This is a genomic window from Salinicoccus sediminis (genome assembly GCF_000986795.1).
Classification (GTDB): Bacteria; Bacillota; Bacilli; order Staphylococcales; family Salinicoccaceae; genus Salinicoccus; species Salinicoccus sediminis.
On sequence record NZ_LAYZ01000024.1, the window covers coordinates 180,443 to 195,990 of the forward strand.

Here is a 15,548-nt window from a genome sequence, read left to right on the forward strand (position 1 = left end):
ATTAATGGAATAATGATATACAATACAAATTAATGAAGGAGGGCTTCCTTTGGACAAAGTGAATTTCAGAATGAAGAAACGAAACTTACTGACAGCTGCCGTGGCGCTCACGCTTTTCATGCCGCAAAACGATGCTCTGGCAACGACAGAAGTACCATCAGAAGAAAATACATCACAGGAATTTACATCCGAAAACAATGGTTCCAGCCAGAATCCATCCACAGAGGAAGCGCCTGCAGAATCGGTTCCCGACGCTGCTTCTGTTGAAGAGGCACCTTCTGACGGGGGACAGCCTTCAAGCGAACTGCCCGCCGGCGAGGGGGAGGGCTATCCTGAAGCTTCGGGGGAAGTGCCCGAGGAGGAAGCGTATCCTGCTGGCACGGAAGTTGCTTCTCCCTATATCAACAGTGTTTCGGTGTCCGGGCAGTCATTTGAGCCCGGCGACCTTGTTACGGTGACGATCGAGGGCACGAGCGGCAGTGTACTGAACGGGGCCACTGCCACTTTCCAGCGGACTTCCGGTTCTGACACTGCTGCGATTGATATTTCCAGTTTCAACATTACGGACCACGGAAACGGATATTTCACGGCAACCGCAACTTACCAGCTTCCGGATGACCTTGGGAATGCCTCCTACTCCCTGACGGGCGTGACGCTTGCCGATCAGGCAGGCGGCTACAATACGATTTCCAATGCGGATATGAACTTCGGCACAGGATTTGAAGTTGTCAGTCCGGTGCCTGAAGACATCACACCGCCCAATCTGATTTCAATGTACACGGATAAAGAGGTGTACGCGCCGGGTGATACCGTGACGGTGACGGTGGAAGGCGGAGACGAAAGTGAAATCGACCAGATGTGGGGGGCGTTTTCAGACGTGAACGGAGGCTCTGAAAACGGTACATACCGTCTGGACAACATTTATATCACACAGAACCCGCTCGGGAATTACGTCGGTGTCGGCACTTTCACAATCAGTGAAGATGCACCGGAGGCCACATATGATCTGAATTTCGTCGGCATATCGGACGTCCACGGCAACGAGGGCTACTTCAACCAGTATGACTACGGTGTCTCTTTCGATATTGTGAACGGGGAGGGCGCTGAAAAGAATGAACCGGAACTGGTCGATATCACGTCCGATAAAACTGCCTACAAGGCAGGCGAAGCCGCAGTAATCGAAGTGACAGCAGCCGATGACAGTGAAATCATCGGTGTCACGGCAGACTTCGTCGCCGAAGGTGATGCGGACGGCCAGGTCTATTCGACTGAACTCTCCGCCATAGAACAGGATGAAGACGGCAATTATGTCGCATCAACCGAAGTGCAGCTGCCGGAAAAACTGGCCGGTGAAACGATAAAGCTCACAGACATCACGATTGTGGATGTCAATGAAAATGTCGGCAAATACAGCTCTGAAGATACGCCGGAACTGTCATTCGACGTCACTGAAGCCGAAAATGTCCCCGGTGACGGTGTTGCAGATCCGGATGAAGCGGACGCTGCAGACGGGGATGCCTCCGAGGAGGACACTTCAGAGGAAATTGCCGCAGATGACGAGACCAAAGGCGGCTTCCTGTCAAGTTCCGGAATATTCTCGGAGAATGTCATCCTGCCGGCCGTAGTATTGCTCATCTTCGGATTGACCGTATTGTTCGTTGTAGTGCCGCTCAGGAAAAGAAGATGATGAAATTGATACAGGGTAGCCGGGTCCATGATCGGTTATCCTTTTTTGATTTAAGGGTATGGATATAGTGAAACGGATTGACGGGGAGATGTTAGTGAATGACAGATCCAGTGAGCAGAAAGAAAATCGAAGTATTTTTCGCAACGTATGAAAACCAGTTCAATTCGGCGTTGAAAGGTAAAGCGGATTTCGGACGGATTGCAGAACTTTATGCCGGAGCATTCATAGCCGCCGATCCCGCAGGCGTGATGACCGGTGAGAACAACGAGGAGTTCCAGGTCAACATGGCAAAGGGGTATGAATATTACCGCTCCATCGGAACCGTGCGCATGGAGTGCGAGGGTGTCGAAATCACAGAGCTCGGTGATGTCCACGCGGTCGCCCATGTCATGTGGAATGCCGTGTGCATCAAGGATGGAGAAGAGGTTTCCATTCCATTCGAGAACCATTACCTCATGCACCTGAAAGATGAAGGTCCGGTGGTTTTCGGCTGGGTTGCCGGGGATGAGGCTGCCCTCCTGAAAGAGAACGGAATCATATGAACGAAAAAACGCGCAGCTCTCTGCTGCGCGTTTTTACTGTTCTATGAGCTGTATGAGATTGCCGCATGTATCATCCAGGACGGCAAGGGTCATTTCACCGGCAGGTGTGGGTTCCATCGAAAACCTGACACCCTTTTCCTTCAGACGTTCGAATTCACCGTGGATGTCCGCGACACCGAACATCGTTGCAGGAATCCCTTCCGAGTAGATCTTCTCCTGATATTCCCGCGAAGCCGGATGGTTGTTCGGCTCAAGGAGCAGCTCCGTCCCCTCCTGGTTGTCCGGAGAGACGAGCGCTATCCACCTGTATTCCCCGACCGGTTCATCATGCTTTTTCACGAACCCCAGCATATCTGTATAAAATGCGAGCGCCTTGTCCTGGTCGTCCACAAAAAGACTCGTCACGATGACTTCCATTATGATTCCCCTTTGTTTTACAGTTTGTGATGCGGATTACTGAATACCATTATACATCATTGAATAACCGAATTTAAATGGTATATACAAAGGGGGTTTCCCTCAATCTCACCCCTGCCGTTCATAGCAGTGAAATCAGGATGCCGCCCATGGCACCTGAAACGACGACGACCCACGGCGGCAGTTTCCAGAATGCAAGCATGGAGTACAGCACGGCAGCCAGCGCGAAATCGAGCGGCTGTGTGATGGAGCTCGTCCAGATCGGCGTATAAAACGCAGAGATCAGAATGCCGACGACCGCTGCATTCACACCCATGATGGCACCTTTGACTTTTCTGTTGCTGCGGAGGCTGTCCCAGAACGGCAGCGCTCCGACAATCAGCAGGAATGCCGGCAGGAATATTGCCGCCGTTGCGAACAGTCCGCCAAGCCAGCCGTTCATCACTGCACCGAGATAGGCTGCAAAGGTGAATAAAGGCCCCGGCACCGCCTGTGTGGCACCATACCCTGCCAGGAATTCCTCCTCGGTTACCCAGCCGTTCGGCACGAGTTCCTGTTCAAGCAGCGGCAGTACGACGTGTCCGCCGCCGAAAACGAGTGAACCGGAACGGTAGAAGCTGTCAAAGACCGCCACCCAGTATGAACCGGTGACCTCTTTTATGACCGGCAGCAGGAAAAGGAGCACGAAAAATAATAGAAGGCAGAATGACGCGATTTTTTTGGATATCGGAAACCGTGTTTCGTCCGTCTCTGTTTCCGTATGCTTCCTGTAGATCAGGAATCCGATGAGTGCTGCAACCAGGATGACCCCGACCTGTGTGAATGCCGTCTGCCAGATCAGTGTGCCGATCAGTGCAAAAAGTACGATCGCCTTCCGCTTCAAGTCCGGCGCCAGCTTTTTGGCCATGCCGAGCACCGCATGGGCGACGACCGCGACGGCAACGATCTTAAGCCCCTGGATCCAGCCGGCGTCCGCCACATCATAGCTGGTCAGAAGCAGAGCGAACGCAATCAGTACGATGACTGAAGGCAGCGTAAAGCCAAGGAACGACGTCAGTCCGCCGAGCACACCGCCCCGCATGAGCCCGACACCGATGCCGACCTGGCTGCTTGCAGGACCCGGAAGGAATTGAGCCAGTGCCACAAGGTCGGCATACCCCTTCTCATCCATCCACTTCTTCCGACGCACATACTCCTCATGAAAGTAACCCAGATGGGCCGTCGGTCCGCCGAAGGATGACAGTCCCAGACGCGTTGAAACGATTAATATTTCTAAAAGATTTTTTATTCTCCCCATTTTCATCTCCTGTAATTCAGTCTTTTATCTCCCGGAACAATTCATAGGCCTTGCCCCTGGCCTCATCGAGCACCTCATCCCCTCTTTCCGTGATGGAATAATACTTCCTGATCCTGCCGCTGACATTGCGGTCCTCCCGCGAAAGCAGACCGTCGGACTCCATCGTGTGCAGAATCGGATAAAGTGTGCCTGCGCTGATGCTGTAGCCGTGCTCCCTCAGTTCCTCCACCATCCACGTCCCATAGATCGGATGCTCCTTCGCATGATGCAGAATATGGATATGTATAAAACCAAGGAAAAGTTTCCTGAGTACCTTATCTTCCAATAGATCGTCTCCCTGCCTTTGATATCGAACTTCAATATTGGGTTTCGATATCATTAATATAACATGATGATATGTATGGGGAAATACTCTTTACACAATCTTTACAAACTAATGAATGTGCTGATTCGTTGGAAACGTGTGTTGAAAGCGAGTATCCCATCTACGAAACGGAATCGTGTACGCGAAAGACGGGTATCCAATCCACGAAACGGAATCGTGTACGCGAAAGACGGGTATCTCATCCACGAAACGGAACCGTGTACGCGAAAGACGAGTATCCAATCCACGAATCGGGACCGTGTACGCGAAAGACGGGTATCCAATCCACGAAACGGAATCGTGTACGCGAAAGACGGGTATCTCATCCACGAAACGGAATCGTGTACGCGAAAGACGAGTATCCAATCCACGAATCGGGACCGTGTACGCGAAAGACGGGTATCCAATCCACGAAACGGAATCGTGTACGCGAAAGACGGGTATCTCATCCACGAAACGGAACCGTGTACGCGAAAAGCGGGCATCCAAACACATTCCTACAATCTCTGTTAACTTCACACAAAAAAATGCAAAACCGCACGAACGGTTTTGCATTCCCTCACTGTTATTCTGAGAACATCCGCATCACGCCGCCGGCGACGGCGAGGTCGAAGTAGCCGGCCCCGACGCATTTATACAGTGTGATTTCCGCGTCATCTCCGCGAAGATGATCTCCATCGAAGAAATCCACGAGCGAGCCGCGCACGTCCTCCCAGGCGATGATGCCGCTCTCGACGGCGTGCATGAGTTCGCCGGCCTCCTCCTGGATGGCTTCGAGATCGTCAACGTAGATCTGATCCGCCCTGGCGATCGTCTCGTTGTCCATTTCCCGCATGGATGGCTTGAAGGAACCGACGCCGTTCACATGTGTGCCGGCTCTGAGGTCTCTCCCGTCAAAGACGGGCACTGAAGACTGTGTGGCGCAGTTGATGATATCGGCCGCCCGAACGACTTCGGACACATCCTCCACCACTTCAATGTCCGCTCTGACACCGAATGCCTCAAGGCGTATGCGGAAATCGTGCGCCTTGCTCGCTGTCCTGTTGAATAAAACGATCCGTTCCACCGGACGCACTTCGGCCACACCGAGCACCTGCTCGAACGCCATGTTGCCCGTCCCGATGACACCGAGGACTGATGCATCAAGCCGCGCGAGCTTATCCGTCGCAATCGCTGTCATCGCGCCTGTCCGGAGCCGTGTCAGATAGGAGGCCTCCATCGTCGCCTTGTGCTGCCCGTCATCGAGGCCGGTCACAAGGATGTTCCCCTGCGTGGTCGGCAGGTCTTTATTCACCGGGAAGATGGAAACTGTCTTGATGATGGAAGTTTTCGATGCTGTGCTGATGCACGGCATGTAGAGCATCGAGCTCTCATCATCCACCGGCAGCACGGTGCGCACCGCCTGTACGATGGCGTCCTCCCTATAGTCCTGCAGAATGTCCTTCACATCCCGGATGGCATGACTGATCGAATATTTTTCCTGTATCTGTTCATCTGTAAGAGTAATCATAACTGTCTCCTTCTATGCATTTGTTTCAGGTGCCGGCCGCACCCCGTCATCATGCCCGGAGCGCGCAGCCTGGTCCCGGGCGTATTCCAGATCCTGCGCCTGCACCCCTTTGATCGCCCACACGGCAACCATCGATACAACCGCGGTCATGATGATATAGAGCGACACCGGCACGCTTGAACCGTTGAACTGGTTCATCAGGAACTGGGCGATGAGCGGTGCGGTACCGCCGGCCGCCGCTGCCCCGATCTGGTAGCCGATCGTCACGCCGGTATACCTGACTTCACGCGAGAATGCCTCTGAGAACATCGTTCCGAGCACTGCCGTGATCGGCGGCCAGATGATTGTGAGACCGATCAGCGTCGCAATGATCACAAGCGCCGGCTGGTGGGTGTTGACGATGATGAAGTACGGGAATGCGTACACCAGCATCGCTGCAGAACCGACAAGGAACATCCTGCGGCGGCCCACTCTGTCGGACAGTCTGCCCATGACGGGAATCATGATGGTCGTGAGGAATGCTGCAATGACGATTGAAATCATCATGAATTCGAATGACACGTTAAGCTGGCTCGTCCCGTAACCGACGATGAACGTCGTGAATATATAGAACGGCCCCGTTTCAACAAACTTCGCGCAGGACGTGATAAGCACTTCCTTCGGATGGCGCTTGAACGTCTCGACGAGCGGCACCTTCTGCACCGTCTGCGTCTTCTTCGCCTCCTGGAACGCCGGCGTCTCATCCAGATCCTTGCGGATCCAGAGTCCGAATCCGACGAGGAATAAACTCATCACGAACGGAATGCGCCAGCCCCACGCTGCGAATGCCGCTTCTGAAAGCAGGCCTGTCAATATGAAGAAACTCGTATAGGCGAGCACCAGCCCGATGGTGATGCCCATCTGCGGCACGCTGCCGAAGAATCCGCGCTGCTCCTTCGGCGCATATTCCGTTGCGAGCAGCAGTGCGCCGCGCCACTCACCGCCGATGCCGAGCCCCTGGATCAGCCTGAGCAGCATGAGAAGCAGCGGTGCCGCAATCCCGATCTGGGCATATGTAGGCAGCAGACCGATGCACGCCGTCGCGATCCCCATCATGCTGAGCGTGATGATGAGTGTCTTCTTGCGCCCGACCCTATCGCCAATATGACCGAATATCACGCCGCCGAACGGACGGATGAAGAATGACAGTGCCAGTCCGAAATAGGCAAGCAGTGTGGAAACCACCGGATCCTCGGTCACGAAGAACTGGCTGTTGAATATGATCGTTGCCACAGCCGCATACAGAAAGAAATCAAACCATTCGATCGATGAGCCGATCAGGCTGGCGACCAATACTTTTCGCCGCAATTTTTTTGTCCATGTATTAACCCCTTTTCCCCTTAAGTTATATCAAGGATAGCGTTTACAGAATTATCCGTCAACTTTATATAGAGGGTATTGTTACACCATCATTGGACACAAAAAACCGGATGGGACTGGAACCCCATCCGGCATGCAAATTCACATATATCTACTGTATTGCCACTTTAAATGTTCACGACGGAAAAGTCAACTGATTTCATTATTAACATCCTAAACTGATGAATGGAATTTATTAACTGTTTTTATAATTGAAGAATATCTCGTACTTCTGACCGTCTTTTTCAGATGCCACCTGCACTTCATCCCCATCTTCAAGCTCAGGCAGCCCGTCTAATGTGAACTGGCCTTTCTCATCAGCTTTGGCAGTAAATTCCTTTTTTCCGGGATAGACGACCGTCACTTCAGCCTTGGGAACAGTCTCCCCCGTCACTTTCGTCTCCAGGGCTTCATAATCACTCTGTACATTCGCATCAATATATATGGACTGCGTCTCCTGGGCCAGCGTTTCCGTCACACTTTCAGCCGCGTTTTCCTGCACACTTTCCGCTTCATCCGCCTGTACCACATTTGTGCCGGCCAGCGCCGAGGCCGCTGCAAATAAAATTCCGGCCGCAACCATGATGAAATTCACGACGCCCGTTTTTTCTGCATTATTTTGATCCATCAAAATAACAGCTCCTTCTGATAATAAGAGTAAACTACAGAATGGAGCCTCAGCAGTTTAAAGTCAAACGATTATGTGCTGGGGACGTTAGTGCCGCATCATCTCATCCACTATTTCCACTCCGGTCAACTCTTTTGGATAGTAGGTCGGCCAATGCTCCATCTCCCCGAGAAGGGCCTCTTTTTCGTCCCCCATGTAAATGTGGAAATGATGGCTGTCCATCGGGCTTATGCCATGATCGCTGAACTGGATATGACGCGGCAGTTCTTCATCTGCCCCGTCAGCCTCCTCCAGGGTGAACAGATACCTCACACCCCTGTTGCCCGCTTCATACTCAAGAATCTCATAGCCGTCATAAACGTAATCACCTGAATGAGATTCATCGTCCTTGTGGAAAGTGATCTGACCATCTTCTATGTCTATCTGTCCGGTCTCAGTCCGATAGCCGGTCGTATAATATTCCCGGTATTCCTCTGCAGACATTTCCCCATTTTCTGCCTTATGTTCAAATACCTTATCCAGGGTGCCATCTTTAAGATATGGATAGACCGACTGCCATTCACCTTCCCAGTCGGAAAGACTGCGGTCTTCTACATCCTCATCATCGAAATAGCCGTTGTATACATCCTCATCAACTTCGTAGTCATGCTTGTGATTGTGGTCGTGATCATGACCATGTTCCTCCGGTGCCCCGTTTTCGTTCTTCTCAGCCTCCGTTTCATCATAATCGTTGAGTGCTTTATCCAGTGCTTCGATATTGCTCCTCATCAACGACTGGTAATCAGCGTCCGGGTCATCACTATCCATCAGCACGGAAAGGTTATGGAATTCCAGCTGTTCGACGCCACCCCTGTCGCTGATGATGTCGGTCACTTTGCTCGGAACATTCTGCTCGACCAGTATATATTTCGAACCATCTGCCTTCAGGCCTTCAAGCATATCAATCACTTCCTGCTGTGTCGGGTTTTCATTATTCAGGCCGGATACACCATGCTGCACAAAACCGTAACGGTCGGCAAGATAGCCGATGGATTCATGTGAAATGTACACATTCTCCACAGCTGCATTTTCAGTGACGGATTTCAAATCCTGATTCAGCTGTTCAAGGTCTGACTTGACGTTTTCATAATTCTCCTCATATTCTTCCGCATTGTCAGGGTCGAGTTCACTCAACTTTTCCTTGACCCCCTCCGCCATCTCAATGCTTAAGACCGGATCAAGCCAGACGTGCGGATCCATGTCACCATGATCATGGTCCTCCCCGTGCCCGTGATCATGCGAATGTGTATTTTCAAGCAGCTGATCCGTATCATCGGCTGCCTCCAATATTTCAGTGTCATCGCCTATCACATCAGAAATCTTTCCGGCAACGGGATCAAGTCCTTCATTCGTCGTAACGAAAAGGTCACCTTCTGCGTAATCCATCATATCCCTCTGCGTCGGCTCATAACTATGTATATCCGCCCCATTCGGATAGATAGACCGGACCTCCGCATTACCCCCTGCGATCTGCTCCGTAAGGCTCTCGAGTGCAAACACCGTCGTATATACTTTCATTTCACCGCCATCCTCCTCAGTAGATGCCGTGCTGCAGGCCGCGGTGGCAAAGACAGCGCCCGCCAATAAAAACCATAAACTTCTCCTGAACATAAAATCCTCCTCTTTTCAAATCGTAATGGTTACGTTTTAAAATTATAATCGTAACTGTTACGATTTGCAAGTCCACTTTTAAAATTTTATGAATTAATAACCCGGTAACCGTTATATCGGTTATTGAGGAATCACAATGACCGATAAAGTGCGGTTATCGGACATTGAAAATGCATAACAGCCGATAAGCCCCTTCATCGGACATCGAAACACAAAAAGCACATCCCGAAGGATATGCCGGCCTGATCCAGATCTTTCCATTGACTTAATCCTGGTCAGCTACTATAATATTAAAATCATATCAAATTACTAAGAAAAGGATGAGTCATATATGGTCAGCCATGCTCAGCCAGTCCAGCCTGTCAGTGAACAGAAGGATCCGGTATACAGATCACCGGCTCTGAATGCACCGCAGAAAACACTGATTGCAGGCGGGATACTGGTCAGTCTTGTTCTATTAATATATCTGGCTGTAACACAATCAGCCATGCAGCCCGTACTTCTTATCCTCGGCCTGCTGCTCGGCTACACACTGTTCCACGCGCGTTTCGGTTTCACTTCCGCATTCAGACGCCTGATGTCTGTCGGCAACGGCCAGGCACTCCGGGCCCACATGGTAATGCTGGCGGCTGCGGTCACTCTATTCGCTCCGATACTGGCATTCGGCCTGTCGTTCTTCGGCGGTGAGGTCGCCGGCTACGTGTCACCGGTCGGTGTCAGCCTCATCGTCGGCGCCTTCATCTTCGGCATCGGCATGCAGCTCGGCGGCGGTTGTGCGTCCGGTACACTGTACGCCATCGGCGGCGGACGAACCGTAATGTTCGTCACGCTCCTGTTCTTCATCATCGGAACGACGATCGGCGCCTATCACCTGCCGTTCTGGACGGAGGACCTGCCGGCCACAGAACCGGTCTCCCTCGCAACTTCCACCGGACTCGGCTACGGCGGCGCGTGGATCGTGTCACTGCTGATCTTCGGTGCGATTGCCGCGGTTACGATCTTCATCGAAAGAAAACGCAATTCGCCCAAAGTCGCACCCCTGCCTTCGGCAAAAGGGTGGAAACGGATATTCAGAGGCTCATGGCCGCTGTTCGCAGCTGCCATCGCGCTCGCGGTGCTGAACGCACTCACACTCATGACCCGCGGTCAGCCGTGGGGCATCACTTCAGCGTTCGCGCTGTGGGGTTCCAAAGTCCTCCAGTTCTTCGGCATCGACATCGCGAGCTGGGGATACTGGCAGGGTGAATCCGCAATGGCGCTGCAGTCATCCATATTCGCGGATTCCACAACAGTGCTCAACTTCGGCGTGATCCTCGGTGCATTCATCGCATCCGCTGCAGGCGGACTGTTCAAATTCACCAAGGTCACAAAAGGCAACTTCTTCGCATCCGTCATCGGCGGACTGCTGATGGGATACGGCGCACGCCTTGCGTTCGGCTGCAACATCGGCGCATACTTCGGCGGCATCGCATCATTCAGCCTCCACGGATACATCTGGGGCATCATGGCAATCGGCGGCACATTCCTCGCATTGTACCTGCGCCCGCTCTTCGGGCTATCCGTGCCGAAGTCGAACGACTCGGTTTGCTAGATAAACTCCAACGGCCGGCGATCCATTTCGCCGGCCGTTTTTTGTTTGATGGCACAGATGCTTCTCCCCAATAAAAAACCACCCGGTCCGGGTGGCTTCCTCTCTCAATATTACGCCGCGTTCTTCAGCCTGTTCGCAACGAGCTCAAGCAGCACAGCGACGACCAGTATCATGTATGTGATCATGCCGACTTCGTTCATGTCATAGTAGAATGAACTCGACATGAACAGTTCATAGCCGATGCCCGTCCCCGTCAAAAGCCCGACCAGTGTCGCACTCCTGATGTTGGTTTCGATCATGAACAGCATCCAGCTGGACCTTCGAATCATCGATGCCGAGCCATATATCGCGGAAAACATACATCGGTGCATGCCCCACTTCATCAAACACCCGGTCATACTCCAACTCACCTTCATATCCCGACCTGTACCTCTCCAGCTCCCGCTCCTCCTTCCCGTCAAGCGCCGCCCGCTTCCCCAGAATTTCCAGATGCATATGGTTGGCAGATTTCCCTCTGTCAGTAACAAACATAAATTCCCTCCTTAAAATAAAAATCCCCTCACTATATATATGTACATTTTCAGCCGATTTGATTATTTAATTTTGCAAAAAGCAGATTTTATAAAACTGCAGACGTTCCTGTGACAACAGTGAATTTTTACCAAAAATAAAAATCCCCCGACAAATGTCAGGAGATTCCACTTTCATATAGATCCAGATATTTTATTCAGCCCTGGCTGCAGGCTGGCCTTCGGACTTCGCTATGCCGATGCCCGTGCCGGCATAGAACATTGCGAATACGACACATAAATAACACGGAATGGCCCAGATCCAGTAATCCGCGACGCTGACGCCGAGGACTTCCAGGTAGTACAGGCCGGAAACGCCCCACGGGACGAATGGAATGAGCATGGTGCCGGAGTCCTCCAGAGTTCTGGACAGGTTCTTCGCGTGCAGTCCCTGTTTGGCGTATGCGTCCTGCAGCAGGACACCGACCATGATGATCGATATCGAGGCGACGCCGGCTGTGAAGACGATGACGATGCTGCCGAGGATGGTCACGCCGACAAGCTTCCACGTGGATTCTATCATCCTCGAGAATACAGCCAGGATCTTATCCAGACAGCCCGCCACTTCGACGATGCCGGCAAATGCATAGCCGCAGAAGATCGTCACGACGATGGTTGTCATGGAAAATATGCCGCCGCGTACGATGAGGGATGTGACATTCTCAGACAGCGACGCCGGATCGAAACCAGGCACATTGATCATGGCCACGCTGAATCCGTCCGCCATCGACGTCATCCCGTCCACCAGCGTAAAGCCGTTTGAAAACATGCCGATGACCACAGCCACAATGGATGACAGTAGCATCATCGGCACGACGGGCTTCTTCCGGAACGCACCCCACAGGATGATGGCAAAGGGGATCAGCATGAACACGTTCCAGTTGTATATCATATCCAGTTCAGCCAGCAGCCCCTCAACATTGCCGGCGGATGTACTGGAGTAATCGGTGTTTATACCCACAAAAAACCAGACGATCAGCCCGACGATTGAAGCCGGTATCGTCGTCCAGAGCATGTGCCTGATGTGTTCATAAAGGTTGACTTCGACGACGAGCGGTGCGAGGTTGGTCGTGTCGGACAGCGGAGACAGTTTGTCGCCGAACACGCCGCCTGAAATGACGGCGCCTGCGGCCATGGCCAGTGAGACATCCAGTTCCGCAGCGATGCCCATCAGGGCGACGCCTGCCGTGGCGGTAGAACCCCATGCCGTGCCGGTCGCCACTGAAACGACTGCGACGATGACGAACGCCGTGACCAGGAAGTATGTAGGACTGATGATCTGGAGTCCGTAGTAGATGAGCATCGGCACCGTGCCGGAGTAGATCCACGTACCGATGATGATGCCCACCGAGAAAAGGATGAAAATGGCAGGCATCGCTGTTTTAAGCCTCCTGATGATGCCCTCCTCCATTCTTTCCCACGTGACACCGACCTTGAGGGCGATCAGTGCCGCATAGGCGGCAGCCACCAGCAGAAGCGGCTGGATCGGGATGCCGTAATACCCAAATCCGATGCCGATGACGGCACCCAGTACGATAAAGCATGAAATCGATTCAAAAAATGTCGGTTCCCTTTTCATATATCCATCCTCCCTGTTGTCATTCAGACGCTTTTAATCACTTCCTCGAGCGTCATGCCGGAGAAGCCCAGTTTACCAAGGGTCAGCCCGGACTGATGGAAATCCTGTTCCAATAAAGTCCCGCCGAGTGTAATTACAGCATCAATATTCGGTGTCTCGACACCGGCAAGCTTCCCGAGGTCCGACCATAATACGAGACCATTCGAAATATCCTCGGTGAAATACCTGGAGCCGATTGATACGGGGCCTTTGATCTTCGTGTAGACCGGGCTCGTATTGAACAGTTCCTGGAGGCTCCGGCCGTCATCATCGAAATATCCCCTGCCGGCGCGGCTTTCGGCGGCATCCTCAAGCGCGTAGCCGAAGGCGCTGCCGATGGCCATCCGTTCCTGTTCGATCGCCCTGAGAAGCTTGACCGTGTGTTCGGTGATTCCCTCTTTGTACAGCCAGAACTCCCCTTTTGAGTAGTCGATACGGCCGGCGTTCAAAAGCGCCGGCCCCGGATGCACTTCCGGATTGCCGTTCTCAAGTGTCGTATGCCACACACTTTCAGCCGGTACGAAGCAGTCATACAGTTCTGAACAGATTCCGAGCAGCCGCCCGGTTTCAGTTGCGGGATACGCCGCGAGGAAAATTTTCTTTACATAGAGCGAAAGCTCCACCCGCGCCTCGTCCGGAAATGCACGCGTGCCGTATGTAAGGGAATTCGTTTCAGCGATACTGAAGCGCTTATCGATCCCCAGCTCTTCCGCCCTGTTCACAAACCGCGCGCAGCCCATTGCCCCGGCGCCGTTCAGGAGGATGACCTGCTCCGGTCCGACGACCGGCGCGAGCGCCTCCGCAATATTTTCAACCGCAAAGCCCGGGACCGTCAGCATGATGATATCCGCACCTTCGACAGCTTTCCCCATATCCGCAGTGACACTTGTAAATTCGATGAATTCCTCATCCGCCCCGTCATCGAGCACGATCCCCCGCCTTTTCCTGATCCCTTCCAGATTGCGGGAAAACTCAGGCGACTCGTAAAGAGTCACCGCAAACCCTCTTTTCGTAAGATCCGCTGCTGCTGTAATTCCACCGTTGCCCGCGCCGATTACAGTGACATTCTGCACGCCCATTCCATCTCTCCTCCTGCATCTTTTACTATTCATGCTAATCTAAATACCCTGTTATCCAAAACTATGAACATTCGTTTGACGTTTCCATTATATAAACCCTTTAATTCAAAGATCCGAGCGAGTGCCTGAACAGATTACTGCGGTGGAGAATCCGTGTCTGTTCTATTATATTGCCTGTATCTTCATCCATCGTCCGTGACTCGTAGACGATGAGCGGCACGAGTTCCTGGCACTCAAGATGCCTCTGCTCCGCGAGTGTCGGGAAAGCCGCATGAACCTCCGTATCCATCGACCGCAGATTGACGACCCCGTTCTCCCTGTAATAATTGAACATGGAGGCAAGCCGGTCCCGCTCCCCGTCAATATGCGGGACGGCATCCTCACGGACATACGACATGTGGATCGCACACGGCACATGATTAACGATCCTGAGCCGGGCCACTTTGTAAATTTCCGTGTCCCCGCCTGCACCGAGCGCCTCCCGGTACTTCTCCTGTTCCTCATCCGCCGCGTATCCAGCAAAGACCACCCGGCTTTCATAAGGCACACCCTGTTCGTTCATCTTGTCCGAGAAACTCCGGCGGCCCGACATATCCAGCCCGATGACCGGCCGCTTTTCCTTGATGAACCGCCCGACTCCCTGCCTGCTGTCGATGAGGCCCATCTTCTCCAGCTGCACGAAGGCGTTCCTGACCACAATACGCTTCACCTTGTATTCATCAGCAAGCGTGTACTCACTCGGCAGCTTGTCCCCCGGCTTCAACTCATTGGCCAGAATCATTTCCTGTATCGCATTCCTGATGACACTTTCACTGGAAACATTGAAATCGTCCTGATCCATATTTTCCCTCCGCATTCAATCCATCATATGCACAGCATATACCAACACGGCATCAATTTCAGCAGTAACATGAAAAAAACTGAGATTCGAATATATTCGAATCTCAGGAAAAATTATCTTATCGCACTGTAAACTGTAGTGGCATCATGTCACAAAGGGTGTTCTTGTCATTGACCGGAATCATCCGGCCTGAAGCTGCATCACTGTTCCCAGCAGCACCTCCGCTCCCCTTGCAATATCCTCAGGAGCGGCATATTCCTTTGGGTTGTGGCTCACACCGTTCCGGCACGGGATGAAAATGAGCCCTGAATTCATGACACTGGACAGTGAATTGGCATCGTGGTTGGCGCCACTCAT

At 52.5% G+C, this 15,548-nt stretch carries 16 protein-coding genes; 3 read left to right on the plus strand and 13 right to left on the minus strand.

Features of this window, described 5'->3' with window-relative positions; all coding sequences use genetic code 11:
* Positions 1–49 precede the first annotated feature (49 nt).
* Complete coding sequence (locus WN59_RS09495) at positions 50–1,687, plus strand: hypothetical protein (RefSeq protein ID WP_046516372.1); 1,638 nt, start codon at positions 50–52, stop codon at positions 1,685–1,687.
* Between the two features lie 98 nt (positions 1,688–1,785).
* Complete coding sequence (locus WN59_RS09500; RefSeq protein WP_046516375.1) at positions 1,786–2,229, plus strand: hypothetical protein; 444 nt, start codon at positions 1,786–1,788, stop codon at positions 2,227–2,229.
* A 33-nt stretch (positions 2,230–2,262) separates the two neighbouring features.
* Here the strand turns inward: WN59_RS09500 and WN59_RS09505 are convergent, their stop codons facing one another.
* From WN59_RS09505 to WN59_RS09535, 7 genes are all read right to left on the minus strand, one after another.
* Entirely contained in the window at positions 2,263–2,646 is a 384-nt protein-coding gene (locus WN59_RS09505) for a VOC family protein (RefSeq protein ID WP_046516378.1), read from the minus strand.
* Between the two features lie 121 nt (positions 2,647–2,767).
* On the minus strand, positions 2,768–3,943 hold the full coding sequence (locus WN59_RS09510) for a chromate transporter (RefSeq protein ID WP_046516383.1): 1,176 nt from the start codon (positions 3,941–3,943) through the stop codon (positions 2,768–2,770).
* 16 nt (positions 3,944–3,959) lie between these two features.
* Positions 3,960–4,268 carry a PadR family transcriptional regulator gene (locus WN59_RS09515; RefSeq protein ID WP_046516386.1) on the minus strand — a complete coding sequence of 103 codons (309 nt, stop codon included), beginning with the start codon at positions 4,266–4,268 and terminating at the stop codon, positions 3,960–3,962.
* 604 nt (positions 4,269–4,872) lie between these two features.
* Complete coding sequence (locus WN59_RS09520; protein ID WP_046516389.1) at positions 4,873–5,817, minus strand: ornithine cyclodeaminase family protein; 945 nt, start codon at positions 5,815–5,817, stop codon at positions 4,873–4,875.
* 12 nt (positions 5,818–5,829) lie between these two features.
* On the minus strand, positions 5,830–7,164 hold the full coding sequence (locus WN59_RS09525) for an MFS transporter (RefSeq protein WP_046516394.1): 1,335 nt from the start codon (positions 7,162–7,164) through the stop codon (positions 5,830–5,832).
* Between the two features lie 247 nt (positions 7,165–7,411).
* Entirely contained in the window at positions 7,412–7,846 is a 435-nt protein-coding gene (locus WN59_RS09530) for a hypothetical protein (RefSeq protein ID WP_156172423.1), read from the minus strand.
* An 84-nt stretch (positions 7,847–7,930) separates the two neighbouring features.
* Positions 7,931–9,493 carry a metal ABC transporter solute-binding protein, Zn/Mn family gene (locus WN59_RS09535; protein ID WP_046516400.1) on the minus strand — a complete coding sequence of 521 codons (1,563 nt, stop codon included), beginning with the start codon at positions 9,491–9,493 and terminating at the stop codon, positions 7,931–7,933.
* A 331-nt stretch (positions 9,494–9,824) separates the two neighbouring features.
* Here WN59_RS09535 and WN59_RS09540 point away from each other — a divergent pair, with 331 nt between their 5' ends.
* On the plus strand, positions 9,825–11,084 hold the full coding sequence (locus WN59_RS09540) for a YeeE/YedE family protein (protein WP_046516403.1): 1,260 nt from the start codon (positions 9,825–9,827) through the stop codon (positions 11,082–11,084).
* A gap of 110 nt (positions 11,085–11,194) precedes the next feature.
* On the opposite strand, the gene WN59_RS13620 is transcribed toward WN59_RS09540, so the two are convergent.
* The 6 genes from WN59_RS13620 to WN59_RS09565 all read right to left on the minus strand — a co-directional run bounded on the left by WN59_RS13620 (position 11,195) and on the right by WN59_RS09565 (position 15,548).
* The gene (locus WN59_RS13620; protein WP_331386414.1) at positions 11,195–11,383 is read right to left on the minus strand and encodes a hypothetical protein; all 189 of its coding nucleotides are present in this window, start codon (positions 11,381–11,383) and stop codon (positions 11,195–11,197) included.
* Positions 11,316–11,615 (minus strand): hypothetical protein, encoded by a 300-nt coding sequence (locus WN59_RS09545; RefSeq protein WP_046516406.1) that lies wholly within the window; start codon positions 11,613–11,615, stop codon positions 11,316–11,318. The genes WN59_RS13620 and WN59_RS09545 overlap by 68 nt, the downstream gene beginning before the upstream one ends.
* Positions 11,616–11,807: 192 nt before the next feature.
* Positions 11,808–13,232 (minus strand): Na+/H+ antiporter NhaC, encoded by a 1,425-nt coding sequence (nhaC, locus tag WN59_RS09550; protein ID WP_046516409.1) that lies wholly within the window; start codon positions 13,230–13,232, stop codon positions 11,808–11,810.
* A gap of 23 nt (positions 13,233–13,255) precedes the next feature.
* Positions 13,256–14,350, minus strand: coding sequence for an NAD/NADP octopine/nopaline dehydrogenase family protein (locus tag WN59_RS09555; RefSeq protein WP_046516412.1), 1,095 nt, complete (start codon positions 14,348–14,350; stop codon positions 13,256–13,258).
* A gap of 100 nt (positions 14,351–14,450) precedes the next feature.
* Complete coding sequence (locus WN59_RS09560) at positions 14,451–15,191, minus strand: GntR family transcriptional regulator (protein WP_046516417.1); 741 nt, start codon at positions 15,189–15,191, stop codon at positions 14,451–14,453.
* 180 nt (positions 15,192–15,371) lie between these two features.
* Positions 15,372–15,548, minus strand: coding sequence for a M20/M25/M40 family metallo-hydrolase (locus WN59_RS09565; protein ID WP_231577194.1), 177 nt, complete (start codon positions 15,546–15,548; stop codon positions 15,372–15,374).

Excerpts from the sequence above, each read along its gene's own strand:
- WN59_RS09505 (WP_046516378.1), bottom strand. The coding sequence starts at position 2,646 with ATGGAAGTCATCGTGACGAGTCTTTTTGTGGACGACCAGGACAAGGCG.
- WN59_RS09540 (WP_046516403.1), top strand. The coding sequence starts at position 9,825 with ATGGTCAGCCATGCTCAGCCAGTCCAGCCTGTCAGTGAACAGAAGGAT.
- WN59_RS09560 (WP_046516417.1), bottom strand. The coding sequence starts at position 15,191 with ATGGATCAGGACGATTTCAATGTTTCCAGTGAAAGTGTCATCAGGAAT.
- WN59_RS09510 (WP_046516383.1), bottom strand. The coding sequence starts at position 3,943 with ATGGGGAGAATAAAAAATCTTTTAGAAATATTAATCGTTTCAACGCGT.
- WN59_RS09535 (WP_046516400.1), bottom strand. The coding sequence starts at position 9,493 with ATGTTCAGGAGAAGTTTATGGTTTTTATTGGCGGGCGCTGTCTTTGCC.
- WN59_RS09565 (WP_231577194.1), bottom strand. The coding sequence starts at position 15,548 with ATGAGTGGCGCCAACCACGATGCCAATTCACTGTCCAGTGTCATGAAT.
- WN59_RS09500 (WP_046516375.1), top strand. The coding sequence starts at position 1,786 with ATGACAGATCCAGTGAGCAGAAAGAAAATCGAAGTATTTTTCGCAACG.
- nhaC (WP_046516409.1), bottom strand. The coding sequence starts at position 13,232 with ATGAAAAGGGAACCGACATTTTTTGAATCGATTTCATGCTTTATCGTA.
- WN59_RS13620 (WP_331386414.1), bottom strand. The coding sequence starts at position 11,383 with ATGATCGAAACCAACATCAGGAGTGCGACACTGGTCGGGCTTTTGACG.
- WN59_RS09555 (WP_046516412.1), bottom strand. The coding sequence starts at position 14,350 with ATGGGCGTGCAGAATGTCACTGTAATCGGCGCGGGCAACGGTGGAATT.
- WN59_RS09520 (WP_046516389.1), bottom strand. The coding sequence starts at position 5,817 with ATGATTACTCTTACAGATGAACAGATACAGGAAAAATATTCGATCAGT.
- WN59_RS09545 (WP_046516406.1), bottom strand. The coding sequence starts at position 11,615 with ATGTTTGTTACTGACAGAGGGAAATCTGCCAACCATATGCATCTGGAA.